19 protein-coding genes are annotated in these 23,122 nt (G+C 64.0%); 5 read left to right on the top strand and 14 right to left on the bottom strand.

Going from position 1 to position 23,122, the window contains the following annotated elements; genetic code table 11:
• Positions 1–21 precede the first annotated feature (21 nt).
• Positions 22–2,961 (top strand): TonB-dependent receptor domain-containing protein, encoded by a 2,940-nt coding sequence (locus ABOC32_RS00345; protein ID WP_426809797.1) that lies wholly within the window; start codon positions 22–24, stop codon positions 2,959–2,961.
• 289 nt (positions 2,962–3,250) lie between these two features.
• On the opposite strand, the gene ABOC32_RS00340 is transcribed toward ABOC32_RS00345, so the two are convergent.
• The 9 genes from ABOC32_RS00340 to exaC all read right to left on the bottom strand — a co-directional run bounded on the left by ABOC32_RS00340 (position 3,251) and on the right by exaC (position 12,550).
• A complete protein-coding gene (locus ABOC32_RS00340) occupies positions 3,251–3,952 on the bottom strand; it encodes a LexA family transcriptional regulator (protein WP_426809796.1) in 702 nt (233 codons plus the stop codon).
• Between the two features lie 185 nt (positions 3,953–4,137).
• Positions 4,138–4,665 carry an inorganic diphosphatase gene (ppa, locus tag ABOC32_RS00335; RefSeq protein ID WP_016497835.1) on the bottom strand — a complete coding sequence of 176 codons (528 nt, stop codon included), beginning with the start codon at positions 4,663–4,665 and terminating at the stop codon, positions 4,138–4,140.
• A gap of 92 nt (positions 4,666–4,757) precedes the next feature.
• The gene (locus ABOC32_RS00330) at positions 4,758–5,573 is read right to left on the bottom strand and encodes a zinc-dependent peptidase (RefSeq protein ID WP_426809795.1); all 816 of its coding nucleotides are present in this window, start codon (positions 5,571–5,573) and stop codon (positions 4,758–4,760) included.
• Between the two features lie 20 nt (positions 5,574–5,593).
• Positions 5,594–6,241, bottom strand: coding sequence for a DedA family protein (locus ABOC32_RS00325; protein WP_041167541.1), 648 nt, complete (start codon positions 6,239–6,241; stop codon positions 5,594–5,596).
• Positions 6,242–6,517: 276 nt separating this feature from the next.
• Positions 6,518–6,976 (bottom strand): GNAT family N-acetyltransferase, encoded by a 459-nt coding sequence (locus ABOC32_RS00320; protein ID WP_086975001.1) that lies wholly within the window; start codon positions 6,974–6,976, stop codon positions 6,518–6,520.
• Positions 6,977–7,085: 109 nt separating this feature from the next.
• Positions 7,086–7,904 carry an ethanolamine ammonia-lyase subunit EutC gene (gene eutC / locus ABOC32_RS00315; protein ID WP_426809794.1) on the bottom strand — a complete coding sequence of 273 codons (819 nt, stop codon included), beginning with the start codon at positions 7,902–7,904 and terminating at the stop codon, positions 7,086–7,088.
• 8 nt (positions 7,905–7,912) lie between these two features.
• Positions 7,913–9,307, bottom strand: coding sequence for an ethanolamine ammonia-lyase subunit EutB (locus tag ABOC32_RS00310; protein WP_426809793.1), 1,395 nt, complete (start codon positions 9,305–9,307; stop codon positions 7,913–7,915).
• Between the two features lie 46 nt (positions 9,308–9,353).
• Positions 9,354–10,802, bottom strand: coding sequence for an ethanolamine permease (gene eat, locus ABOC32_RS00305; RefSeq protein ID WP_426809792.1), 1,449 nt, complete (start codon positions 10,800–10,802; stop codon positions 9,354–9,356).
• Between the two features lie 227 nt (positions 10,803–11,029).
• Positions 11,030–12,550 (bottom strand): acetaldehyde dehydrogenase ExaC, encoded by a 1,521-nt coding sequence (gene exaC, locus ABOC32_RS00300; protein ID WP_426809791.1) that lies wholly within the window; start codon positions 12,548–12,550, stop codon positions 11,030–11,032.
• Between the two features lie 255 nt (positions 12,551–12,805).
• On the opposite strand from exaC, the gene ABOC32_RS00295 reads away from it, so the two are divergent.
• The 4 genes from ABOC32_RS00295 (at position 12,806) to ABOC32_RS00280 (ending at position 17,105) form a co-directional block, all read left to right on the top strand.
• Positions 12,806–14,779, top strand: a complete 1,974-nt coding sequence (locus ABOC32_RS00295; protein ID WP_426809790.1) for a sigma-54-dependent Fis family transcriptional regulator — start codon at positions 12,806–12,808, stop codon at positions 14,777–14,779.
• A 66-nt stretch (positions 14,780–14,845) separates the two neighbouring features.
• Positions 14,846–16,195, top strand: coding sequence for a UDP-N-acetylmuramate:L-alanyl-gamma-D-glutamyl-meso-diaminopimelate ligase (gene mpl / locus ABOC32_RS00290; RefSeq protein ID WP_043199317.1), 1,350 nt, complete (start codon positions 14,846–14,848; stop codon positions 16,193–16,195).
• Positions 16,192–16,821, top strand: a complete 630-nt coding sequence (gene ubiX / locus ABOC32_RS00285; protein ID WP_019472370.1) for a flavin prenyltransferase UbiX — start codon at positions 16,192–16,194, stop codon at positions 16,819–16,821. Before mpl ends, ubiX begins: the two co-directional genes overlap by 4 nt.
• Positions 16,818–17,105, top strand: a complete 288-nt coding sequence (locus ABOC32_RS00280) for a YceK/YidQ family lipoprotein (RefSeq protein ID WP_426809789.1) — start codon at positions 16,818–16,820, stop codon at positions 17,103–17,105. The genes ubiX and ABOC32_RS00280 overlap by 4 nt, the downstream gene beginning before the upstream one ends.
• A gap of 107 nt (positions 17,106–17,212) precedes the next feature.
• On the opposite strand, the gene ABOC32_RS00275 is transcribed toward ABOC32_RS00280, so the two are convergent.
• The 5 genes from ABOC32_RS00275 to ABOC32_RS00255 all read right to left on the bottom strand — a co-directional run bounded on the left by ABOC32_RS00275 (position 17,213) and on the right by ABOC32_RS00255 (position 23,104).
• Positions 17,213–17,857: an oxidoreductase gene (locus ABOC32_RS00275; RefSeq protein ID WP_426809788.1), complete on the bottom strand. Its 645-nt coding sequence runs from the start codon at positions 17,855–17,857 to the stop codon at positions 17,213–17,215.
• 27 nt (positions 17,858–17,884) lie between these two features.
• Positions 17,885–19,618 (bottom strand): C13 family peptidase, encoded by a 1,734-nt coding sequence (locus tag ABOC32_RS00270; protein WP_426809787.1) that lies wholly within the window; start codon positions 19,616–19,618, stop codon positions 17,885–17,887.
• A gap of 243 nt (positions 19,619–19,861) precedes the next feature.
• On the bottom strand, positions 19,862–20,926 hold the full coding sequence (locus ABOC32_RS00265; RefSeq protein ID WP_241496074.1) for a 2,3-butanediol dehydrogenase: 1,065 nt from the start codon (positions 20,924–20,926) through the stop codon (positions 19,862–19,864).
• Between the two features lie 52 nt (positions 20,927–20,978).
• The gene (locus tag ABOC32_RS00260) at positions 20,979–22,085 is read right to left on the bottom strand and encodes an acetoin dehydrogenase dihydrolipoyllysine-residue acetyltransferase subunit (RefSeq protein ID WP_426809786.1); all 1,107 of its coding nucleotides are present in this window, start codon (positions 22,083–22,085) and stop codon (positions 20,979–20,981) included.
• Positions 22,082–23,104 (bottom strand): alpha-ketoacid dehydrogenase subunit beta, encoded by a 1,023-nt coding sequence (locus ABOC32_RS00255; protein WP_013970705.1) that lies wholly within the window; start codon positions 23,102–23,104, stop codon positions 22,082–22,084. Before ABOC32_RS00255 ends, ABOC32_RS00260 begins: the two co-directional genes overlap by 4 nt.
• Between the last annotated feature and the right edge of the window lie 18 nt (positions 23,105–23,122).

Raw genomic sequence — 23,122 nt, 5'->3', positions numbered from 1 at the left:
AACCCTACGAGCGAGAAAAGCATGCTCCCAGTACGTTGTCCTTCACCTGCTCCGCGCCCTCGGCCTTGCCTGTCGCCCATCACCTTTGCCCTGCGTTGCGCGATGACCAGTTGCTGCGCTGCAGGCCTGCTGCACACCAGCGCGGTGTTGGCCCAGGATGCCCACAAGGCTGCGCTCACAGCTACCCGCCTGGACGACGTCACGCTGCGTGACTACAACATTCCAAAAGGCCCGTTGGGGGCAGCCCTCGGCAGCTTCAGCAGCCAGGCCGGGCTGCTGCTGTCGTACGAGCCTGAGCTGATCCGCGGGCGAACGGCACCCGCCTTGAAAGGGCGGTATACCGTCAGCGAGGGCATGCAGCGGTTGCTCGCCAATACCGGTTTGCAGCTGGTGCCAAGTGCTACCGGTACCTACGTGCTGATGGCGCAAGGCACCGCTGCCCGTGCTGCAGCAGAGTTGTCGCCGACGATGGTCGAGGCCGCCGCACAGGGCCCAGAGGTGGAAACCTACAGAGCGCCACGTTCGTCAGTGCACCTGACCAGCGAGCAGATCGACCGCTTCGGCCGGGTGTCTGCGGGCGACCTGCTCAACGGTATCCCTGGCGTGCAGGTTGGCGACACGCGCAATGGCGGCGCGCTGGACGTCAACATCCGCGGCATCCAGGGCCAGAGCCGGGTGGCGGTCAAGGTGGATGGTTCTGAGCAGGCCCTGGATGTCTATCGAGGTTATGGCGGTACCCAGCAGCGCAGCTATATCGACCCCGACCTGATCAGCAGCCTGACCGTGAACAAAGGGCCGTCGACCAAGTCCGGGGCGATAGGCGGCACGGTGGAGATGCAGACGATCGGTGTGCAGGACATTCTGGTGGACGGCAACCAGGTCGGCGTGCGCCTCAAGGGCGATTTCTGGGACAACGGCGTAGCCCCTGCTCACCGCAGCGCCACCTCCAGGGATGAAAGCCTGTCGGCGCCGCCACGCGACAGCCGGGGTAGCCTGTTTGGCTCCGAAGCTGAGTCTGGCAGCGCTGCCTTTGCCTTCACCACTGAGCGGCTGGACGTGGTGGCGGCGTATGCACACCGCAACCAGGGCAACTACTTTTCCGGCAAGAAAGGCCAGGAGCGCTATCGCATCCATGGCGAAGACGGCCGCGAGCAGCCGAGCGTGGCAATGACCTACAACGCCGGCGAAGAAGTGCTCAACTCGTCATCGAAAACCGACTCGTACCTGCTGAAGGCAACCTGGCGGATAGCCGACGACCACACGCTGGACCTGGGCTATCGCCGCTACGACGGCCGCACTGCCGAGATCATGCCTTCCGACATCTACCGTTTCGGCACCGCGGGTATCTACCAGTACCCCTTGGGGGAGGTGCAGATCGACACCTACACGGCGCGCTACCATTACCTGCCTGCCGGCAACCCCTGGGTCGACCTGACCAGCAACCTGTGGATGACAGACGCCAAGACCAGCACCTTGAGTTCGGCCTGGACGGCGCCTGCTTCGCAGTTGTTTCGTTCTGACCGCAGCTGGACCCGCCAGGACAACCGCCGTATTGGTGGCGATCTGAACAACGTCTCCCGGTTCGAGACGGCCCACGGCGACTTCAAGCTCGACCTGGGCGGCGCCTTCCAGCTCGAAGACCTGCAACCGCAGAAAAGTGTGCTGATCACCCAGCATGACATCGACGCCAACCGCACCCTGCGCGATGCCTCCCGGCAGGAGTTCAGCTTCAACGGCAAGCTCGAGTACCAGCCGATCGAGCAACTGACCCTGTGGGGCGGTGGCCGTTACAGCCACTTCCACACCAAGGACAACACTGTGCTGGCCACCGCCCGGCGTCAGGACCGCGAGGTCCGATACATCTCGGCGAGTGGCCCGAAAGGCTGGGGCAGCATGACCTGGTTCCCCGACCAGAACGGCCAGTACACCGATGCCACCGACCCGAGGCTGAACAACGGCATCGTCTTCGGCAACAGCAACGAGCCGTTCAATGGCGTGCGTTTCAACGACTTTGGCGCGACCAGCGTGGACGTCGGCACTGAAGGCATCAGCAGCGTGGTCACAGGCTACGACCATAACCCGCAGGGCAGCAGCAGTGGCGGCGGCTTCTCGCCGGCATTCGGCATCAACGTCGAGCTGATGCCCGACACGTTCTTCTACGTCACCTACACCCAGGGCCTGCGCCTGCCTTCTTTGTTCGAGACCAGCCAGGGTACCCAGCAGGTCGCCCCCGGTAAAAGCCTGAAGCCTGAACGCTCGCAGAGCTGGGAGATCGGCGTCAGTGCGCTGCGCGACAACCTGTTTACCGAGCACGATTCGGCCGCGCTCAAGCTTGCCTACTTCGACAACGTGATCAAGAACTACATCACCCGTTACTACGACCCAAGCCCGGGGCTGTGGGGCCTGATGACCTTCAGCAACACCGACAGCTTCAGCACCCGCGGCCTTGAGCTGCAATCGCACTACGATGCCGGCCGTGTGTTCGCCGACCTCTCGGCCACCTACTACCTCAAGACCGAGACCTGCGACGCGGACTTTGCCGGCAAACTCCGCGCCACGGCCAACCCGTACCAGAAGACCGAGAACACACCCAACTGCACGCCGGGCAGTTTCATGGGCTCTTATACCAACACCCAGAACCCGCCACGGTTTTCAGCCAACCTGACCAGCGGCGTGCGCTTCTTCGACGAGGCATTGACCGTGGGTGGACGGGTGACCTACACGTCCGGGCCGACCAATACCCTCGACAAGCCCTGGCAGTCCGGTGCTACCACGCCGCAGGTCGAATACCGCTCGGTGGCGCTGTTCGATCTGTTCCTCAAGTACAAGCTGCTTGAGAACACCGAGGTGAATGCCTCGCTGCAGAACCTGACCGATCGCTACTATCTGGACCCGCTGGCGCAAAGCTTCATGCCGGCACCGGGGCGCACGCTACGGGTGGGGGTAGTGACGCGGTTCTGAAGGCCGCAGAGGGCGTTGGCGCAGAGGGTTGCGCCAGCGGCCCCGACATTTCTGCGGGCATTAAAAAGCCGGCTTGTGGCCGGCTTCTCGGGGACGCTTCCGACTAATTTATGGTAAGTCGCAATCGCCTTAACTGTGTGGCCATCAAGGGCCTGAAAGAGATGGCAGATGCCCGTGTGGGATATCGCCGAGCCCTCTGGACCGCGGCTCGCGCCGGTCGGGGCTTAATGTGCGGCGTAGCATACAAGGGCACGCGCAGGATGCCCAGCAAAAAATGGCACAGGTTGTTTCAGCCGGGCCGCTGCTGGCGGAAATGCGACCAGTGGAATACCCAACCGATAATCTCCAGGCCCTGCGCGTGGCGCTGGGCCCAGGTGTAGCGTTCGACGGCGTAATTGCGCCGGTCATGGCTGTGCAGGTACAGCGTGCCCTGCGGGCCGAGGCTGAGGTTGTTTACCCTGAGCACGCCATTGTGCAGCAGGGCATAGGTTTCGCCTTCTATGACCCGCGTGATGCCCAGGTCCACCGCCAGGGTGGCCTCCAGCGGAATCAGCGGAACCATGTTGCTGGCGGGCATGGCCAGGCAAATGGCGTGATGGGCTTGCACGCCCAGCTTTTTCAGCGCTTTTGCCGGCAGGCGCAGGTGTTTGCTGGCCACTGGCGCAAGCAGGCCGTTTCGCAGTTCGTAAAAAGGCACCCTCAGCACCCGGGCACGGTGTGCCGCCAGTGGGCTGGGCGGGTTGGCAGGTGCCTGGCGTGGCGGGTGGTTGCGCTGGATCGGGTTTGGGTGTTTGGGCCCTTCGCCCGTGCGTAGCCAGCGCCGATGCACACAGAACAGGTCGGCCAGTTCGTCCAGGCGGGCCAAGGGCACGCCGCGGTTGAACCAGTTGTTGACGTGCTGCGGTGTGACGCTGCGCTGAGCGGCGAAATCGGAAGGGGACAGGCCACATTCGTGGAGAAGGGCTTTGAGGCGGTCGCCGGAAGTGTTCATAGGGGCGAGTGTAGCGACGGGGTACCCGCAAGGAAATGAACTGCTTGTTGACGGAATTTGTACGAAAAGTGCCTGCTTGTAGGGCGTTGGTGTAGGACTGCGTAGGACTTTTTACCGATGAAGCTGTTGTCGCCGCTTCGGGCATAAAAAAACCCGCCGAAGCGGGTTTTTTTTTACAACCGGTATCAGCCTTTGTAGGCAGCAACCGATTTGGTGATCGCAGCACGGGCGGCGTCAGCGCCATCCCAGCCTTCGATCTTGACCCACTTGCCCTTCTCGAGATCTTTGTAGTTGGCAAAGAAGTGCTCGATCTGCTGGATCAGCAGGGCTGGCAGGTCGGTGTATTCCTTCACGTCGACGTACAGCTGAGACAGCTTGTCGTGAGGAACAGCGATGACCTTGGCGTCGCCGCCGCCGTCGTCGGTCATGTTCAGGATGCCAACCGGACGGGCGCGGATAACCGAGCCTGGCGCTACCGGGTAAGGGGTAACCACCAGCACGTCCAGCGGATCACCGTCGTCAGCCAGGGTGTTCGGGATGAAGCCGTAGTTGGCTGGGTAGAACATCGGGGTAGCCATGAAACGGTCGACGAACAGGGTGTCGCTGTCCTTGTCGATTTCGTATTTGATCGGCGCGTGGTTGGCCGGGATCTCGATGGCGACGTAGATGTCGTTCGGCAGGTCTTTGCCCGCCGGAATCTTGCTGTAGCTCATTGGGCAGTGCCCCCGTGTTTGACCAAAAAGTGGCGGCGATTATAGGCACATTCTGCCGGGGCATGCCACGCCTGGCCTGATGTGCGGCCCCGTCAGGCGTGGCTTTCGCGGTACTCGGGGTGTTCGGCCTGCAGCCGCAGCAGCCGCGCCAGCGGGTCTTGCCGGTAGAACTGCGACAACTGGTGGTAGACCCGTGGATAAGCCTGATGCAGCAGGTCGGGGGCACTAAAGAAGTATTCGCTGGTGACGGCAAAGAACTCCGCCGGGTTTTCCGCGGCATACGGGTCGATGGCGGTTTCGGCGTCGGGGTTGTTGTCCAGCTGGCGGTTGAGGTCGTCGTAGGCCTGCTGCATGGCCGTTGCCCACTCATCCACCGGCATGCCGCTGTGCAGCGGCGGCAGGCCGTTGGCATCGCCATTGAGCATGTCGAGCTTGTGCGCCAGTTCATGGATGACCAGGTTGTAGGCCTCCCAGCCACCGCTGGCCAGCACGCCGTTCCAGGCCAGGATGATCGGCCCCTGTTGCCAGGCCTCGCCGCTGTGCTCACCGTCCCACACGTGCTCCACGCCACTGGCATCGCGGTGGCGCTGGGGGCTCTTGAAGTCGTCGGGGTACAGGATGATTTCGTGGAAGCCCTGGTACCAGTTCAGCTCACCCAGGTGCAGCAGCGGCAACTGCGCCTGGGCGGCCAGCAACAGGCGCTGCTCGTCGTCGGGTTCGACGCCTGGCAGGCAGGTGAGGTGCTTGTCGAGCAGGAACAGGATGCAGGCTTCGCGCAGCCAGTGGTCTTCGTCGTCGTTGATGCCGTCCAGCATGGGCAGGCGCTCGCGCACGGCCTGCCACTGCTTGGGCTCGATGGGGTAGCGCGCCAGCGCGCGCTTGCGCCGCCAGGCGCTGAACGACCACATGCCTGCTGTTCTCTGAGGGTTCAGTGGGCCTTGGCCGCACGGCCCAGGCGGCCGCGCAACAGGCCGAGGATCATCGGCACCAGCGACAGGATGATGATGCCCACCACCATCAGCGACAGGTGCTGCTTGATGAATGGCACGTTGCCGAAGAAGTAGCCCAGGGTAACGAGGCCGCCGACCCACAGGATTGAACCGGCAACGCTGAAGCCCAGGAAGCGTGGGTAGTGCATGTGGGCGATGCCGGCGACGAACGGTGCGAAGGTGCGCAGGATGGGCAGGAAACGCGCCAGGGTCACGGTCTTGCCGCCATGGCGTTCATAGAACTCGTGGGTGCGCTGCAGGTAGTCGCGGCGGAATATTTTCGAGTTGGGGTTGTTGAACAACCGCTCGCCGGCTGTTCGGCCGATCACGTAGTTGGTGCTGTCGCCCAGTATGGCGGCAGCCATCAACAGGCCAGCCAGCAGCACCGGGTCCATGCCGCCACCCGCCGCTACGGCGCCGGCGATGAACAGCAGCGAGTCGCCCGGCAGGAAGGGCATTACCACCAGCCCGGTTTCGCAGAAGATCACGGTGAAAAGGATGGCGTAGATCCAGGGACCGTAATTGGTGACCAGCAGATCGAGGTAGGCATCGAGATGCAGGATAAGGTCCAACGGGTTGAAATCCATGTACAGCACCTGTGTTCTGGGGCGTAGGCTGAGTTACCTGGGGATGGGTAAATTTTCACACATGACAGGTGGGGCATTATACGGCGAAGTGAGGATCATGCCCGGGGAGTTTGTAGCGGGGGGTTACGATAGGGAGGGTTTCTGTCAACACAGAGCACCTGTAGGAGCAGCCTTGTGCTGCGAAGAGGCCAGTACTGCCACAGGCAATTTTTTGCCATACCGGCCCTTTCGCAGCGCAAGGCTGCTCCTACAAATGCGGTGCGGTGTGTTGGGAGATCAATCCTGGCTGATGGGCAGGATGTAACTCTTGAACTCGGTATCTTCACGAAACCCGATGGATTCGTAGGTCTTGTGCGCAACCTCATTGTCCGCGCTGGTCGACACCCGCATGCGCACGGCGTTGGTCTCCTTGGCCATTTTCTTCGCTTCACGCATCAGGTGGTCGGCCACCAGCATGCGTCGCGAGTCTTCGGCCACGTAGATGTCGTTGAGAATCCACACCCGCTTGAGCGAAAGCGACGAGAAACTCGGGTAAAGCTGGCAAAAGCCCATCAACTTGCCGTCGTCATCATCGGGAAGTGCCAGGTAGATCACCGATTCATCCCGCTTCAGGCGCTTTTCCAGGAAGCTGCGCGAGCTGTCGGGGTAGGGGAGCTGCCCGTAGAACTCACGGTATCTGACGAACAAGGGTGTGAGCAGGTCGAGGTGTTCCAGGGTTGCCTTGATGATGCGCATGTGCGGCCCTCAGAGTCCATTTAGGGAAACAGCGGAATGCCAGCGGCTTTCAAGGGCATGCTGCCCCAATGCGCGTCACAAGTGCAATCCGCCTTCCGTGACATGTTGTTTACCCTTTGCCGAGCAGGAAGTTGCCTTTCTGGTTGCCAGGGTGCTCGCTTTCCAGGCTATGGACCTCGGCTTCGTCCTTAAGATTCACCCCGGAAAGCTGCCGCCGGCAGGCTTCGCGCATCAAGTACAGCAGGCGGTGCGCCGCCATGCCATAGCTCAACCCCTCCAGGCGGATGTTGGAGATGCAGTTGCGGTAGGCATCGGTCAGGCCGACCTTCGGCCCGTAGGTGAAATACAGACCAAGGCTGTCGGGCGAACTCAGCCCCGGGCGTTCGCCGATCAACATCACCGTCATCCGTGCGCCCAGCAGTTCACCGACCTCGTCAGCCACCGCCACGCGGCCCTGCTGCACCAGCACCACCGGGGCGCTGGTCCAGCCGTCGGCTGCGGCCTGTTCCTCGAAACGGGTCAGGAACGGCAAGGTGTGGCGGTGCACGGCCAGGGCTGAAAGGCCATCGGCAACCACGATTGCCAGGTCGACGCCACCGGGGTTGGCCTGGGCATGCTGGCGCAGGGTGGCAATCGACTCTTCGTTCAGGCGCCGGCCCAGGTCCGGGCGTTGCAGGTACTGGTGGCGGTCACTGGCAGCGCTGTGGAGCACCAGGCTTTCGCGCCCGCGGTCACCCAGCTGGGTAGCCAGGCCGGCATGGTCGAAGGCCAGGTGCACGGCGTCGCGGGCCTGGGCATGGGCGAACTGGAAGTCCAGCTGCGCCCCGGTCGGCAAACTGGTGCCGGCACGGCCCAGGGCGATGCGCGCCGGGGTCAGGTTGCGCAGGGCCAGCCAGGGGTTGTCGGGGGTAGGCGTGCGATGGTCCATGGTCATCCCTATGCAAGCTGTGCCAAGGCCTGGCGGAAGGCCGGTGGCAGGTTGTCACCAAAGCGCACCCGGCCATCGGCCTGGGTGAGGATGCCGGTGCGGGCCAGCCATGCCTCGAATTCCGGCCCGGGCTTCAGGCCCAGGGTCTGGCGCGCGTACAGCGCGTCGTGGAACGAGGTGGTCTGGTAGTTGAGCATGATGTCGTCGGAGCCGGGGATGCCCATGATGAAGTTGATCCCGGCCACCCCCAGCAGGGTCAGCAGGGTGTCCATGTCGTCCTGGTCGGCTTCGGCGTGGTTGGTGTAGCAGATGTCACAGCCCATCGGCACGCCCAGCAGCTTGCCGCAGAAGTGGTCTTCCAGGCCCGCGCGGATGATCTGCTTGCCGTTGTACAGGTACTCCGGGCCGATGAAACCGACCACGGTGTTGACCAGAAACGGCTTGAAGTGGCGGGCCACGGCATAGGCGCGGGTTTCGCAGGTTTGCTGGTCGACGCCATGGTGGGCGTTGGCCGACAGTGCGCTGCCCTGGCCGGTTTCGAAATACATCAGGTTTTGCCCGAGGGTGCCGCGTTTCAGCGACAGGCCCGCTTCGTAGCCTTCCTGCAACACGTTCAGGTTGATGCCAAACCCGGCGTTGGCCGCCTCGGTGCCGGCAATGGACTGGAACACCAGGTCCAGCGGCACGCCGCGGTTGATTGCCTCGATCGAGGTGGTGACATGGGTCAGCACGCAGGCCTGGGTGGGGATGTCATAGCGCTGGATGATGGCGTCGAGCATTTCCAGCAGGGCACAGATCGAGGCGATGCTGTCGGTGGCCGGGTTGATGCCGATCATCGCGTCGCCGTTGCCGTACAGCAGGCCGTCAAGAATGCTGGCGGCGATACCGGCCGGCTCGTCGGTCGGGTGGTTGGGCTGCAGCCGGGTAGACAAGCGCCCGCGCAAGCCCATGGTGCCGCGGAACCGGGTGACCACGCGGATCTTTTGCGCCACCAGTACCAGGTCCTGCACGCGCATGATCTTCGACACCGCTGCCGCCATTTCCGGCGTCAGCCCGGGCGCCAGGGCGCGCAGGGTCCCTTCATTGGCCTCTTCGCCCAGCAGCCAGTCGCGCAGGCCGCCCACGGTCAGGTGGCTGACCGGGGCAAAGGCCTGGGCATCGTGGGTGTCGATGATCAGCCGGGTGACTTCGTCGGCTTCGTAAGGGATCAGTGCTTCATTGAGGAAGTGGGTCAGCGGGATATTGGCCAGCGCCATCTGCGCGGCGACTCGCTCGCCGTCATTGCTGGCCGCAACGCCTGCCAGGAAATCCCCCGAGCGTGCCGGGCTGGCCTTGGCCATCACGTCCTTGAGGCTGTCGAAGCGGTAGACCAGGTGGCCTACCGTGTGTACGAAACTTGCCATACAGAATCTCCAGAGCCGCGGGTTGCCCCGCGGCGGGTGGCGGCAATCAGTGCAAGGCCTCTTCGGCCTGCTGGATGGCGGCGAATTCCTCTTCCGGCGTGCCCGCGACCAGGTGGTGGCGGCTGTAGAAAGCAAAGTAGGCAATCAATACCGCATAAATCACTGCGGCGCCAATCACCACCCGCGGGTCGACCAGGAAGCCGGCAACCACGGCAATGCACGCCAGCACCAGCGCCACGCCCGAAGTGAAGATGCCACCGGGGGTGCGGTACGGGCGCTCCATCTTCGGCCGGCGGATGCGCAGGGTGATGTGCGCGGCCATCATCAGCACATAGGACAGCGTAGCGCCGAACACCGCCACCAGGATCAGCAAGTCGCCCTGGCCGGTCAGCGACAGGGCAAAGCCGATGATGCCGGGGATGATCAGGGCCAGTACCGGGGCCTTGCTCTTGTTGGTCTCCGACAGCTTGCGCGGCAGGTAGCCGGCACGGGACAGGGCGAAGATCTGCCGGGAATAGGCGTAGATGATCGAGAAGAAGCTGGCGATCAGCCCGGCCAGGCCGACCAGGTTGACGAAGCCGCCCATCCAGGTGCTGCCGCCGTAGGCCTTGGACAGCGCTTCGACCAGTGGATTACCGGATGCCTTCAGTGCTTCGGAGCCGGCACCGCCGGGGCCGACCACCAGGATCAGCAGGGCGAAGGCCAGCAGTACCAGCATGGCGCCGATCAGGCCGCGTGGCAGGTCACGCTTGGGGTTCTTGGTTTCTTCGGCGGCCAGCGGAACGCCTTCGACGGCCAGGAAGAACCAGATGGCGTAAGGGATGGCTGCCCACACGCCGACATAGCCGAACGGCAGGAAGCTGCTGGCGCCTGCTGCGTCCGTTTTGGCGATGTCGAACAGGTTGGCTGCATCAAAATGGGGCACCATGCTCACCAGGAACACCGCCAGGGCGATGGCGGCGACGGCGGTGATGATGAACATCAGTTTCAACGCTTCACCCACGCCGAAGATGTGGATGCCGATAAACACGATATAGAACGCCAGGTAGATCACCCAGCCGCCGATGCCGAACAGTGACTCGCAGTAGGCGCCGATGAACACGGCGATTGCCGCAGGCGCAATGGCGTATTCGATGAGGATTGCCGTGCCGGTCAAAAAGCCGCCCCACGGGCCGAAGGCACTGCGGGCAAAACCGTAGCCGCCGCCAGCGGTGGGGATCATCGACGACAGTTCGGCCAGCGAGAAGCACATGCACAGGTACATGGTGGCCATCAGCAAGGTGGCGAGGAACATGCCGCCCCAACCGCCCTGGGCCAGGCCGAAGTTCCAGCCGGCATAGTCGCCGGAGATGACATAGGCCACGCCCAGGCCGACCAGCAGTACCCAGCCGGCGGCACCTTTTTTCAGTTCACGTTGCTGGAAATAGTCCGACCCGACTTTTTCGAAGTCGACGGAAGAGCCTGCCGGCGCGCCGGCGGAATGATCGCTTGGCATAGATTCACCTGTTGTTTTTCTTGGTGGCCGGAAGGGGTTCGGGCCGATGGTGATGGGTACTGCAGGAAGCGAGCCAGAGCGGCTGGTGCACGGTTGCCGCCCTGTTTTTGTGTAAGCAGGCTTGGCCTCTTCGCGGGTAAACCCGCTCCCACAGGGTGCGCGGTCCCTGTAGGAGCGGCCTTGTGTCGCGATGGGCTGCAAGGCAGCCCCCGAGGCCATCCCAGGTTTTAGAAGAAGCCCAGCGGGTTGATGTCGTAGCTCACCAGCAGGTTCTTGGTCTGCTGATAGTGGTCGAGCATCATCTTGTGGGTCTCACGGCCCACACCGGACTTCTTGTACCCGCCAAACGCCGCATGCGCCGGGTACAGGTGGTAGCAGTTGGTCCACACACGCCCGGCCTTGATCCCGCGGCCCATGCGGTAGGCACGGTTGATGTCGCGGGTCCACACGCCGGCCCCCAGGCCGAACTCGGTGTCGTTGGCAATCGCCAGTGCTTCGGCTTCGTCCTTGAAGGTGGTGACGCTGACCACCGGGCCGAAGATTTCTTCCTGGAACACGCGCATCTTGTTGTTGCCCTTGAGCAGGGTCGGCTGGATGTAGTAACCGGTGGCCAGCGAGCCTTCCAGCTTCTCGACCTTGCCGCCGGTCAGCAGCTCGGCGCCTTCTTCCTGGGCGATCTGCAGGTACGAAAGAATCTTCTCGAACTGCTGCTGCGAAGCCTGGGCGCCGACCATGGTGTCGGTGTCCAGCGGGTCGCCGCGCTTGATCTGCAGCACCTTCTTCATCACCACTTCCATGAACTGCGGGTAGATCGACTCCTGTACCAGCGCACGCGACGGGCAGGTGCACACCTCGCCCTGGTTGAAGAACGCCAGCACCATGCCTTCGGCAGCCTTGTCGATGAAGCTCGGCTCGGCCTGCATGATGTCTTCGAAGTACACGTTCGGCGACTTGCCGCCCAGCTCGACGGTGGACGGAATGATGTTTTCGGCTGCGCATTTCATGATGTGCGAGCCCACCGGGGTAGACCCGGTAAAGGCGATCTTGGCGATACGCTTGCTGGTGGCCAGGGCTTCACCGGCTTCGCGGCCATAGCCTTGCACCACGTTGAGTACGCCAGGTGGCAGCAGGTCGCCGATCACTTCCAGCAGCACGGTGATGCCCAGTGGCGTCTGCTCGGCAGGCTTGAGCACCACGCAGTTACCGGCGGCCAGTGCAGGCGCCAGCTTCCAGGCGGCCATCAGGATCGGGAAGTTCCACGGGATGATCTGCCCGACCACGCCCAGCGGCTCGTGGATGTGATAGGCCACGGTGCCTTCGTTGATTTCGGCAGCGCCGCCTTCCTGGGCGCGGATGCAGCCGGCGAAGTAGCGGAAGTGGTCGACGGCCAGCGGAATGTCGGCGTTCAGGGTTTCGCGGACAGGCTTGCCGTTGTCCCAGGTTTCGGTAATGGCCAGCAGTTCAAGGTTCTGCTCGATGCGGTCGGCAATCTTCAGCAGCACGTTGGAGCGGTCCTGCACTGAAGTGCGGCCCCAGGCGTCGGCAGCGGCGTGGGCGGCGTCGAGCGCCTTATCGATGTCTTCGGCAGTGGAGCGGGGGAATTCGGCGATCAGTTTGCCATTCACCGGGGACGTATTCTCGAAGTACTGCCCCTTGACCGGAGCTACGAACTCGCCACCGATGTAGTTGCCGTAGCGGCTCTTGAAGGAAACCTTCGCGCCCTCGGTACCGGGATGTGCGTAACGCATGGTGTGTCTCCTGGCTGTTATGTTTGTTGAGGAGTTGAGAAGCGTAGAGCAAAGGTTGGGCCAGCGTTGCGCACGCCAGGCAAATCAATGACTTGGGTCAGTTGCCTGGCCCCGGTGAGCGGCCGTTGTGCCAGTGCCGGTACACGCAGGGGTGACACTTTGTGCCATTTGCGACACGTCACCGCAGGCTGCATTGCAAAGCCTTGCCGGGTGGAGGATGCTGGTGTGACTCTCTATCTGCAGAGAACTACAACAATGCAGAGCAATCATTTCAGTCGCCATGCCCAGCAAGTCCATACCGTTGCCCATGGTGGCGCGGGGGAGGGCGGCAGTGACCCGTCCATCGCCCGCTCCTGGCTGCGTTGCCTGGAGGACTACCACCTCGACCCTGCCGTGATTGCGGCCCCTGTGGTGCTTGAGCACGGGCGCCTGCTGGAAAGCCGCGAGCGCCTGCGCCAGGTGCTGCAAATTGCCGACCTTGAAATGAACAGCCTGCACCAGCAGCTTTCCGGGGCCGGCCACGCGGTGCTGCTGACTGACGCCCGCGGGGTGATCCTCAATTGCGTCAGCGCGCCCACCGAGCGCCGCAGCTTCGAGCGTGCCGGGCTGTGGCTGGGCGCCGACTGGAGCGAAGCGCGCGAAGGCACCAACGGTATCGGCACCTGCCTGGTCGAGCGCCAGGCCCTGACCATTCACCAGAACGAGCACTTCCGTGGCCGCCATACCGGCCTGACCTGCTCGGCAAGCCCGGTGTTCGACCCCCATGGCGAATTGCTGGCGGTGCTTGATGTGTCGTCAGCCCGGCCCGATGTGTCGCGCCAGAGCCAGTTCCACACCATGGCGTTGGTCAACCTCTCGGCGAAGATGATCGAAAGCTGCTATTTCCTGCGCCATTTCGAGCAGCAGTGGCTGCTGCGTTTCCACCTGCAGGCCGAATCGGTCGGCCTGTTCAGCGAAGGGCTGCTGGCCTTCGACGGTGACGGGCGCATTTGTGCGGCCAACCAGAGCGCGCTGAACCTGCTGGGTACCGTGCGCGGTGGCGTGCTGGGCAAACCCATGCAGCGCTTCTTTGCGTGCAGCCACGACGAATTGTTCAACCGCGCCATGCCCGCTGGCAGCACGGTATGGCCGTTACACACCCTGGACGGCCGCCAGGTGTTTGCCAGCCTGCGTGGCCAGGCACGCACGCCGGTGTGGTCAGTGCCCACCGCCTACCGGCAGCCCGTGCGCGAAGCGGAGCCGGCCATCTGCCTGCTCGACCCGGCGTTGCAAAACGACTTTCGCCGCTGCGTGCGGGTGTTCGAGCGTGACGTGCCGTTGTTGCTGCGCGGCGAGACCGGCTGTGGCAAGGAGGCGTTCGCCCAGGCCGTGCATCAGGCCAGCGAGCGGCGCGGCAAGCCATTTGTCGCCATCAACTGCGCCTCGATCCCCGAGAGCCTGATCGAGAGCGAGTTGTTCGGTTATCGCGGTGGCAGCTTTACTGGCGCGCGCAAGGAGGGCATGCGCGGCAAGCTGCTGCAGGCTGACGGCGGGACCTTGCTGCTGGACGAGATCGGCGACATGCCGCTGGCCCTGCAAACCCGCCTGCTGCGGGTGCTGGAAGAGCGCCAGGTGGTGCCGATCGGTGGTGAGCCGCAAGCGGTTGACGTGCGCATTGTCAGCGCTACCCACCGCGACCTGCTGGAGCGGGTGGAGCAGGGCAGTTTCCGCGAGGACCTGTATTACCGCCTGAATGGCCTGGAGGTGGCGTTGCCGGCGGTGCGCGATCGCAGTGACAAGGCGCAGTTGCTGGACTTCCTGCTGCGTCAGGAGGCGCAGGGGCAACGGGTCGAAATCGAACCCCGGGCGCGGCAGGCACTGCTCGATTTCGCTTGGCCGGGGAACGTGCGGCAGATGCGCAATGTGCTGCGTACCCTGGTGGCGCTTTGCGAAGAAGCCCGAATCGACTTCGCGGATCTCCCCGCCATTGTCCGCGAGGGCTTCGCCCTCGATCGCCGGCAAGCCAGCTCCCACCCCGACCGCGCCGACCTCAGGCCATCTGCTATCCCTGTGGGAGCTGGCTTGCCGGCGATAGGGCCAGCCGCGTTGAAAGATGCCGAGTGCCATGCGCTGCTGGCGACTCTAGAGGCAAAACACTGGCACCTGACCCGCGTCGCCGAGCACCTGGGCATCAGCCGCAATACCTTGTATCGAAAACTGCGCAAACACGGCATCACCCGGGCTGACTGAGCGAAACAGCGGGTGCGATTTGTCGCGCCCTGGGCTACCCTGCCTCGATGTTTTGCGAGGTCGACCATGCATATTCACATTCTCGGTATTTGCGGCACTTTCATGGGTTCGCTGGCGGTGCTGGCCAAGGAACTTGGCCATCGCGTCACCGGCTCGGACGCCAACGTCTATCCCCCGATGAGCACCCAGCTCGAAGCCCAGGGCATCGAGTTGACCCAAGGCTATGACCCGGCCCAGCTGGACCCGGCGCCAGACCTGGTGGTCATTGGCAATGCCATGTCGCGTGGTAACCCGGCGGTGGAGTACGTGCTGAACAAGGGCTTGCCTTATGTGTCCGGCCCGCAATGGCTGGCGGACCACGTGCTGCAAGGCCGCTGGGTACTGGCCGTTGCCGGCACCCATGGCAAGACCACCACCAGCAGCATGCTGGCCTGGGTGCTGGAACATGCCGGCATGAGCCCGGGCTTCCTGATTGGCGGTGTGCCGCAGAACTTCTCGGTGTCGGCGCGCCTGGGCGATACGCCGTTCTTCGTGGTCGAAGCCGACGAGTACGACAGCGCCTTCTTCGACAAGCGCTCGAAATTTGTCCACTACCACCCACGCACCGCGATCCTCAACAACCTTGAGTTCGATCATGCGGACATCTTCCCTGACCTGGCCTCGATCGAGCGGCAGTTCCACCACCTGGTGCGCACCATCCCGGGCGAAGGCCTGGTCATTCACCCCACCACCGAGCCAGCGCTGGAGCGGGTGATCGGCATGGGCTGCTGGACCCCGGTGCAGACGACCGGCGAAGGTGGCCAGTGGCAGGCGCGCCTGCTCAGCCCCGACGGCTCGCGTTTCGAAGTGCTGTTCGAGGGCGAGGCCCAAGGCGTGGTGGACTGGGCAATGACTGGCCAGCACAACGTCGCCAACGCCCTGGCTACCTTGGCAGCGGCTCGCCATGTCGGCGTGGTACCGGCCATGGGTATCGAAGGCCTCAGCGCCTTCAAGAGCGTCAAGCGGCGCATGGAGAAGGTTGCCGAAGTACAGGGCGTGACCATCTACGATGACTTCGCCCACCACCCCACGGCCATCGCCACCACCCTCGACGGCCTGCGCAAGCGCGTTGGCGAGGCGCCGGTGATTGCCGTGATCGAGCCACGCTCCAACTCGATGAAGCTCGGCGCCCACCGTGACGGTTTGCCGGAAAGCGTCAACGACGCCGACCAGGTGATCTGGTACGCCCCGGCCAACCTCGGCTGGGACCTGGCTGCCACTGCGGCGAAGTGCAAGGTACCGAGCGTGGTGGCCGACAGCCTCGACGCGATCATCGAGCGGGTCAAAGGCCAGGCACGCCCCGGTACCCACGTGGTAATCATGAGCAACGGCGGCTTTGGTGGCCTGCACGGCAAGCTGGCCGAGGCCCTGAAGTGAGCGGGCCGGAACGCATCACCCTGGCCATGACGGGCGCCTCGGGCGCCCAGTATGGCCTGCGCCTGCTCGATTGCCTGGTTCGCGAGGACCGTGAGGTGCATTTCCTGATCTCCAAGGCCGCGCAGCTGGTGATGGCCACCGAGACCGACGTGGTGCTGCCGGCCAAGCCCCAGGCGATGCAGGCATTCCTTACCGAATACACCGGCGCCGCCGACGGGCAGATCCGTGTGTACGGCAAGGAAGACTGGATGTCGCCGGTCGCCTCCGGCTCCGGCGCCCCGGCGGCGATGGTGGTGGTGCCCTGTTCCACCGGCACCCTGTCGGCGATTGCCACGGGCGCCTGCAACAACCTGATCGAACGCGCTGCCGACGTGACCCTCAAGGAGCGTCGCCAGTTGATCCTGGTGCCGCGCGAAGCGCCGTTTTCCACTATCCATCTGGAGAACATGCTCAAGCTGTCGCAAATGGGCGCGGTGATCCTGCCGGCGGCGCCGGGCTTCTATCACCAGCCGCAGACCATCGACGACCTGGTCGACTTTGTCGTGGCCCGCATTCTCAACCTGCTGGCCATTCCCCAGGACATGTTGCCGCGTTGGGGCGAGCACCACTTCGGGGTGGATGATTGAAGCGAGCGCTGTTGGGTGTGGCGGCGCTGGTGATGCTGGGTGGCTGCGCCACGGTGCGCACGCTGGATGCTGCAAAACCAGGCGCGCCGGTAGTGTATGCCGGTACCCGACTGGATTTGTACATGATCAATGGCGGGTGCTGCCCGCGGGACCGTTACGGGGCTGATGCACCGGCCTATCCAGGCCTGGACCTGCCGGGCAGCATGTTGCTCGATACCCTGTTGTTGCCGTTGTCGTTGCTGACTGCGGCCGGTGTTGGCTTCCAGGCCACCGGTGGCCTGTGATGGCCCTTTCGCGGGCTTGCCCGCTCCCACAGGATTGTGTGCTCTTCAGCTGATCACTGTACCTGTGGGAGCGGGCAAGCCCGCGAAGAGGCCCTTTCAGGTGAAGCTTATATCTTGCCCAACTTGCGGAGCTCATCCGACTCCACAACCCGCACCCCGTCCTCTTCCTCCAGCGCCAGCCGCCACAAGGCCCGGGCCAAGGTACAAGCCTCGATCCCCCGGTACTTGCCAGGGATCAACCGGGAAAACGGCGAAACCAGCTGTTCTGCCAGCCGTGGCTCGATCCGCTCGCCCAGCAGCAACGACGGCCGCACGATGGTCAGCTGCGGCCAGTCCTGGGCCTTGAGCGCTTCTTCCATCTCGCCCTTGACCCGGTTGTAGAAAATCGACGATTTCGGGTCGGCGCCCAGCGCACTGACCACCAGCAGATGCCGCGCACCCATCTCCCGGGCGCGCTTGCTGAACGCCACGACCATGTCCAGGTCCACTGCGCGGAAGGCCGATTCGGAGCCGGCCTGCTTCAGCGTGGTGCCCAGGCAGCAGTAGGCGATATCGACCCGCCCGGCCAGCTGTGGAAGGAATACCGCCGGGTCGCCCACCGGGTTTTCCAGGTGCGGGTGCTCCGCCAGCGGCCGGCGGGTAGGCGCCAGTACGCGGGTGATGGTGGGTTCGTTGAGCAGGCGGTCCAGCAGGTGTTCACCGGTCAGGCCGGTGGCACCGGCAAGCAGGACATGCTGAGGCGTCAAATACATGATGTCTCTCCCTTGTTACACACAAGTTTAGTGGCTGCCAGGCGTTTTTGCCTGTGACCCCACGTTGGCCTGTGCGGCGTTACGCAATGCTTCTTCGGCCTGTTGCCGGCGCAGGTGCTGCCAGTGTTCAAGTACGGCTGGCGGTGCCCACAGCTGCGGTTCCGAGGCCTCGAAGCCTTCCCTTTGTTCTCTTTCGGCAACGCTGGCGCGTGCCAGTTCAAACGCCTGTTTCAGGTCGTCGGTCTGGTTCAGTGCTTCTGCGAAGAGCGCATCGCCAAAGTAGGTGAAGTCGGCCTCTTCCGAGCACCCGAAGGACACGCGGTCGGCCCGGGCGGCGGTCATGATCACCGTGCGGTCGTCCTTGAGCGGGGCGATGTAGCCCCCTGAATAGCAAGCCGAGATGACGATTACCTTGTCGCGGTCCTTCAGCGGCGCCAGGGCAGTGGCCAGTTCGTCGGCAGAAAGGTCGGCCAGTTGCAGGCGCGGCTGGTCGAGCACCAGTTGGTGGTCCTGGCTGCCATGGCTGGTGAGGTAGATGAACACCAGGTCTTCGGGGCCGCTGCGCTCGGCCAGGGTACTGGCGGCGCGGGTGAGGTTCTCGCGGGTGGCCATGGGGCGGGTGGCCATGTGGTCGCGATGGTTGACCAGGGTCACTTGGCCGCGGGCGCCAAAGCGCACCTTGAGCATGTTGCTGACGTAGTCGGCTTCGCGCAGGAACACGCTTTGCTGGCCATCGCCGGCCACCACCAGGCTGTACAACTGAATGGGCGGCGTGGAGCGCGGTACCCGGGCCAGCGACTCTTCCAGCAGACGGCCCTGGTTGAGCAGGGCCAAGTCCAGTGGGTCGGGCAGCAACTTGCCTTTCTGGTCGCGTACACGCACGCCGTTGGCCCAGGTGCCGCCTTCGACCTGGCCGCTGGGCAAGGTCAGCTGCCCATGGCCATGGTAGGCATCGTTCAGGAAGCCGCCGACGTAGGTGCTGCCGTCGGCCAACTGCAGGCGGCCCTGGCCCGACAGGCGCCAGTCGACGAACTCGCCCTTGTAGTGGCTGCCGTCGCTGCCCAGCAGTTCGCCTTCCCCCATCAGCGAGCCGTCCTTGAATTCACCGATCCAGACATCGCCATCGGCGTTTTCGTAGCGGCCACGGCCTTCCAGGCGGTTGTCCTTGAACTCACCGATGTACTGCTCGCCGTCGACGCTGTCGTAAGTGCCGCTGCCTTGCAGCTGGCCGTTTACGAAACGCCCACTGAACTGGTTGCCGCTGGCATCGCTGCGCACCCCGGCGCCGTTGGGCTTGCCCTTGGCAAACAGGCCCTGGTAGCGGCTGCCGTCGGCCAGCTCCAGTTCGCCTGCACCTTCGTACAGGTCGTCCTTGAACTGGCCGCGGTAGGTCTGGTCGGCTTGCTTGAGGGTGCCTTCGCCGTCGCGGCGGCCGTGCTTGAAGGTGCCGCCATAGTGGCTGCCCGGGGTGGTCAGGTCGCCCAGCCCTTGAAACAGCCCCTCGGCGAACTGGCCACGGTACACCTCGCCGTTCTGGCCATGCCATTCGCCCTGGCCATGCCACTGGCCGTCCTTGAAACCGCCGGCGTACCAGCTGCCGTTGGGGTAGTCGATACGGCCCTCGCCCTGCAGCAGGCCATCGACCACCTGCCCCCGGTAACGCCCCCCGTCAGGCAGGCGTGCGTCCGGCGGAAGCAGCGATTCGCCATCGCCACAGGCGGCGAGCAGCAGGACCAGGGTAATGGGGAGCAGTGGACGCATGGCGAGGACCGGGCAATAGGTCTGCCGAGTATGACGCAGAATGGGATCCCGAGACAGGGAGGGCAAGGCTTGTACGTCGTCTGAAGCTTACGCGGCACCTGTGGGAGCGGGCGTGCCCGCGAACACCGGCGAAGCCGGTGCCATCCACCGCGGCGCATTCTTCGCGGGCAAGCCCGCTCCCACAAGATTCTGCACTGCCCCGGCGTCTTGTGCAGTACCTGTGGGAGCAAGATGTTGCTGCAGTCAGCGCACGCCCGGTGAAACGATGATCTTCACGTTCTCCTCTTTGTTGTTCACCAGTTCCTCGAAGCCCAGCTCGACAATCTGCTCCAGCCCGATCCGCCCGGTCACCAGCGGGCGAATGTCCAGCCTGCCGTCAGCGATAAAGGCAATCACATCGGCAAACTCGCCGTTGTACGCCAGTGCTCCCAGCACCTGCTTTTCGGTGGACACCAGCTCGAAGAAGTTGAACTCGCTGGGCTCTTCGAAAATGCCCACCAGTACACATTTGCCCGCCTTGCGGATGGTGTCGATGGCCAGCTTGGCCGTGTGCTTGTTGCCGATGCACTCAAAGCTCACATCCGCCCCCAGCCCGGCGGTCAGCGCGCGGATTTCCGCCAGGGCGTCGCACTGGCTGGGGTCCAGCACCACGCTTGCACCCACCTCTTTCGCTTTGGCTTTACGCGCCGTGGACATCTCCAGGGCGATGACCTTCGCCGCCCCGGCGGCTTTGGCGCACATGATGGTGCACAGGCCGATGGTGCCGGCGCCTACCACCACAACCGTTTGCCCAAGCAGGCTGCCGGCCTTTTTTACCGCGTGCATGCCCACCGCCAGCGGTTCGATCAGTGCCCCTGCTTCTGCCGGGAAGCCTTGTGGCAGGCGGTACAACAGATTGGCAGGCACGTTGACCAGCTCGGCGAAGGCGCCGTTGTTCATAAGGCCGGTGAAGGCCAGGCGTTCGCAGATGTTGTACAGGCCGTGGGTGCAGTAATAGCAGGTGCCGCAATGCTGGCACGCGTCCGCCGCCACGGGGTCTCCCACCGCGAACCCTTCCACACCTTCACCGAGCTTGGCGATCTGCCCGCAGAATTCGTGGCCGAGGATGCACTGGCCCTGGATGCCGGTCAGCGGGTGAGGGGCCTCCACCGGGATGAAAACCGGGCCGGCGACGTATTCGTGCAGGTCGGAGCCGCAGATGCCGCACCAGTCCACCTTGATCTGTACCCAGCCGGGCGCAGGGTCGGCTGGCAAAGGAACCTGTTCGACGCGAATGTCGTTGCGGCCATGCCAGACGGCGGCGCGCATATGGTTGTGGCTCAGGTCATTCATTGTTGTTCTCCAGGCTCACGAAAAGGGCTTAGTGCTTGCGCAGGAACGCGAGCAATTGCTGGTTGACCTGTTCGGCCGCCTCCATCTGCACCATATGCCCGGCCTGCGGAAGCACCAGCACTTCAGCCTCCAGGCCCTCGGCATGGCTGGCCGGGATGATCGCGTCCTTGCCGCCCCACACCACCAGTGCCGGATGCTGCCCCAGCACCCCGCGCAGGTCGTGGCGCTGGCGGTCGCCGTCGGCAATGGCCGATGCCAGCTGGCGCAAGGCGTCATCAACACCTTCCAGGCGCTTGAACTTGAGCATGTCCTCCAGCATTTGCCGGGTGACCAGCGTCGGATCGGCAAACAGTTGCACCATCTGCGGCTTGAGGGCGTTGCGGTTGGCCGCGGCGACGAAACCTTGCAGGTACTGCCCGTTGATCGCTTCGCCCAGGCCGGCACTGGCCACCAGGCTCAGGCTGGCCACCCGCTGCGGCGCCAGGCGTGCCACGTTGAGGCTGACCGCGCCGCCCATGGAATGGCCCGCCAGGTGGGCCTTGGCGATGTCCAGGTGGTCGAGCAGGGCCAGCACGGTTTCGCTCAGTTCATCCAGGTCGCCCCGTTGCAGGGCCTTGGCCGACTCGCCGTGCCCCGGCAGGTCGAGGGCGATCACGCGGCGTTCGGCGGCCAGCGCCGGGTGGTTGAACAGCCAGTTGTTGAGGTCGCCGCCAAAACCGTGCACCAGCACCAACGGCGTGCCGCCTTCCCCCAGCTCGAACCAGCGCAGCAGGCGGCCGCCAACCTCAGCCTTTTGTGGGATCGGGCCCTGGGCCTGATCGGCGCCCCCTTCGGCGACGAACTCGGCCTGGAAGCGCTGTACCACTGCATCGATTTCTGCTTCTTCGGCTTCGCCTTCCACCACCACGGCCAGCAACGCGCCGACCGGCAAGGTTTCATCCGGCTTGGCCACCTGGCGGCGCAACACGCCACTGAACGGGGCTTCGACGCTGCTGCTGATCTTGTCGGTCTCGACGTCCAGCACCTCGTCGCCCTTGTTGATTTCGTCACCTTCCTGCTTGAGCCAGGTGTCCACCCGGCCTTCGGTCATCGACAGGCCCCACTTGGGCATGGTCAGGGTATGGATCTGGCTCATGCGGCACTCCTTGCGGCTTCGATCACCTTGCGCACGGCCGCTTCGATCTTCGCCGCGTCAGGGATGTACAGGTCTTCCAGGGCATCGGAGAACGGCACCGGGGTGTGCGGTGCGGTGACCATTTCGATCGGGCCCTTGAGTGCGCCGAAGGCCTTTTGTGCCACCAACGCACTGATGTCGGTGGCCATCGAGCAGCGCGGGTTGGCTTCGTCGATCACCACCAGGCGGCCGGTTTTTTCCACACTTTCAAGAATGCTGTCTTCGTCCAGCGGGCTGGTGGTGCGCAGGTCCAGCACTTCGCAGTCGATGCCCTGGCGGGCCAGGTTGTTGGCAGCTTCAAGTGCCACGTGGACCATGCGGCCATAGGTGACCAGGGTCACGTCGTCGCCATCACGCAGGAAGTTGGCCTCGCCGAACGGCACGGTGTACACCTCTTCCGGCACCTCGCCCTGCATGCTGTACAGCAACTTGTGCTCGCAGAAGATCACCGGGTCGTTGTCGCGGATCGCCTGTATCAACAGGCCCTTGGCGTCGTACGGCGAGGATGGGCACACCACCTTCAGGCCGGGGATGTGCGTCCACAGCGAGGTGAGCATCTGTGAATGCTGGGCGGCCGCACGCAGGCCGGCGCCGTACATGGTGCGCATCACCAGCGGGGTGACCGCCTTGCCGCCGAACATGTAGCGGAATTTGGCGGCCTGGTTGAGGATCTGGTCCAGGCAGCAGCCGGCAAAGTCGACGAACATCAGTTCGCACACCGGGCGCAGGCCTTGGGTGGCGGCACCGACGGCCGCGCCGACGTAGCCGATTTCCGACAGCGGTGCGTCCAGCACGCGGCCGGGGAACTGGTGATACAGGCCCTTGGTCACGCCCAGCACGCCACCCCAGGCGTCATCCTCGCCGGGTGCACCGGCACCGCCGGCAACGTCTTCGCCAATGATGAACACCGTGTTGTCGCGGCGCATTTCCTGGGCCAGGGCTTCGTTGATGGCCTGCTGGTAGCTGATCTTTCTTGCCATGGTGGTTCTCCTGTTGTT

This window comes from Pseudomonas sp. WOUb67 (genome assembly GCF_050058005.1).
In the GTDB taxonomy this organism is placed as follows: domain Bacteria; phylum Pseudomonadota; class Gammaproteobacteria; order Pseudomonadales; family Pseudomonadaceae; genus Aquipseudomonas; species Aquipseudomonas putida_R.
The sequence above is the reverse complement of the archived record's forward strand: the minus strand, read 5'-3'. Positions and strand labels throughout refer to the sequence as shown.

Excerpts from the sequence above, each read along its gene's own strand:
- ABOC32_RS00345 (WP_426809797.1), top strand. The coding sequence starts at position 22 with ATGCTCCCAGTACGTTGTCCTTCACCTGCTCCGCGCCCTCGGCCTTGC.
- ABOC32_RS00340 (WP_426809796.1), bottom strand. The coding sequence starts at position 3,952 with ATGAACACTTCCGGCGACCGCCTCAAAGCCCTTCTCCACGAATGTGGC.
- ppa (WP_016497835.1), bottom strand. The coding sequence starts at position 4,665 with ATGAGCTACAGCAAGATTCCGGCGGGCAAAGACCTGCCGAACGACATC.
- ABOC32_RS00330 (WP_426809795.1), bottom strand. The coding sequence starts at position 5,573 with ATGTGGTCGTTCAGCGCCTGGCGGCGCAAGCGCGCGCTGGCGCGCTAC.
- ABOC32_RS00325 (WP_041167541.1), bottom strand. The coding sequence starts at position 6,241 with ATGGATTTCAACCCGTTGGACCTTATCCTGCATCTCGATGCCTACCTC.
- ABOC32_RS00320 (WP_086975001.1), bottom strand. The coding sequence starts at position 6,976 with ATGCGCATCATCAAGGCAACCCTGGAACACCTCGACCTGCTCACACCC.
- eutC (WP_426809794.1), bottom strand. The coding sequence starts at position 7,904 with ATGGACCATCGCACGCCTACCCCCGACAACCCCTGGCTGGCCCTGCGC.
- ABOC32_RS00310 (WP_426809793.1), bottom strand. The coding sequence starts at position 9,307 with ATGGCAAGTTTCGTACACACGGTAGGCCACCTGGTCTACCGCTTCGAC.
- eat (WP_426809792.1), bottom strand. The coding sequence starts at position 10,802 with ATGCCAAGCGATCATTCCGCCGGCGCGCCGGCAGGCTCTTCCGTCGAC.
- exaC (WP_426809791.1), bottom strand. The coding sequence starts at position 12,550 with ATGCGTTACGCACATCCCGGTACCGAGGGCGCGAAGGTTTCCTTCAAG.
- ABOC32_RS00295 (WP_426809790.1), top strand. The coding sequence starts at position 12,806 with ATGCAGAGCAATCATTTCAGTCGCCATGCCCAGCAAGTCCATACCGTT.
- mpl (WP_043199317.1), top strand. The coding sequence starts at position 14,846 with ATGCATATTCACATTCTCGGTATTTGCGGCACTTTCATGGGTTCGCTG.
- ABOC32_RS00275 (WP_426809788.1), bottom strand. The coding sequence starts at position 17,857 with ATGTATTTGACGCCTCAGCATGTCCTGCTTGCCGGTGCCACCGGCCTG.
- ABOC32_RS00270 (WP_426809787.1), bottom strand. The coding sequence starts at position 19,618 with ATGCGTCCACTGCTCCCCATTACCCTGGTCCTGCTGCTCGCCGCCTGT.
- ABOC32_RS00265 (WP_241496074.1), bottom strand. The coding sequence starts at position 20,926 with ATGCGCGCCGCCGTCTGGCATGGCCGCAACGACATTCGCGTCGAACAG.
- ABOC32_RS00260 (WP_426809786.1), bottom strand. The coding sequence starts at position 22,085 with ATGAGCCAGATCCATACCCTGACCATGCCCAAGTGGGGCCTGTCGATG.
- ABOC32_RS00255 (WP_013970705.1), bottom strand. The coding sequence starts at position 23,104 with ATGGCAAGAAAGATCAGCTACCAGCAGGCCATCAACGAAGCCCTGGCC.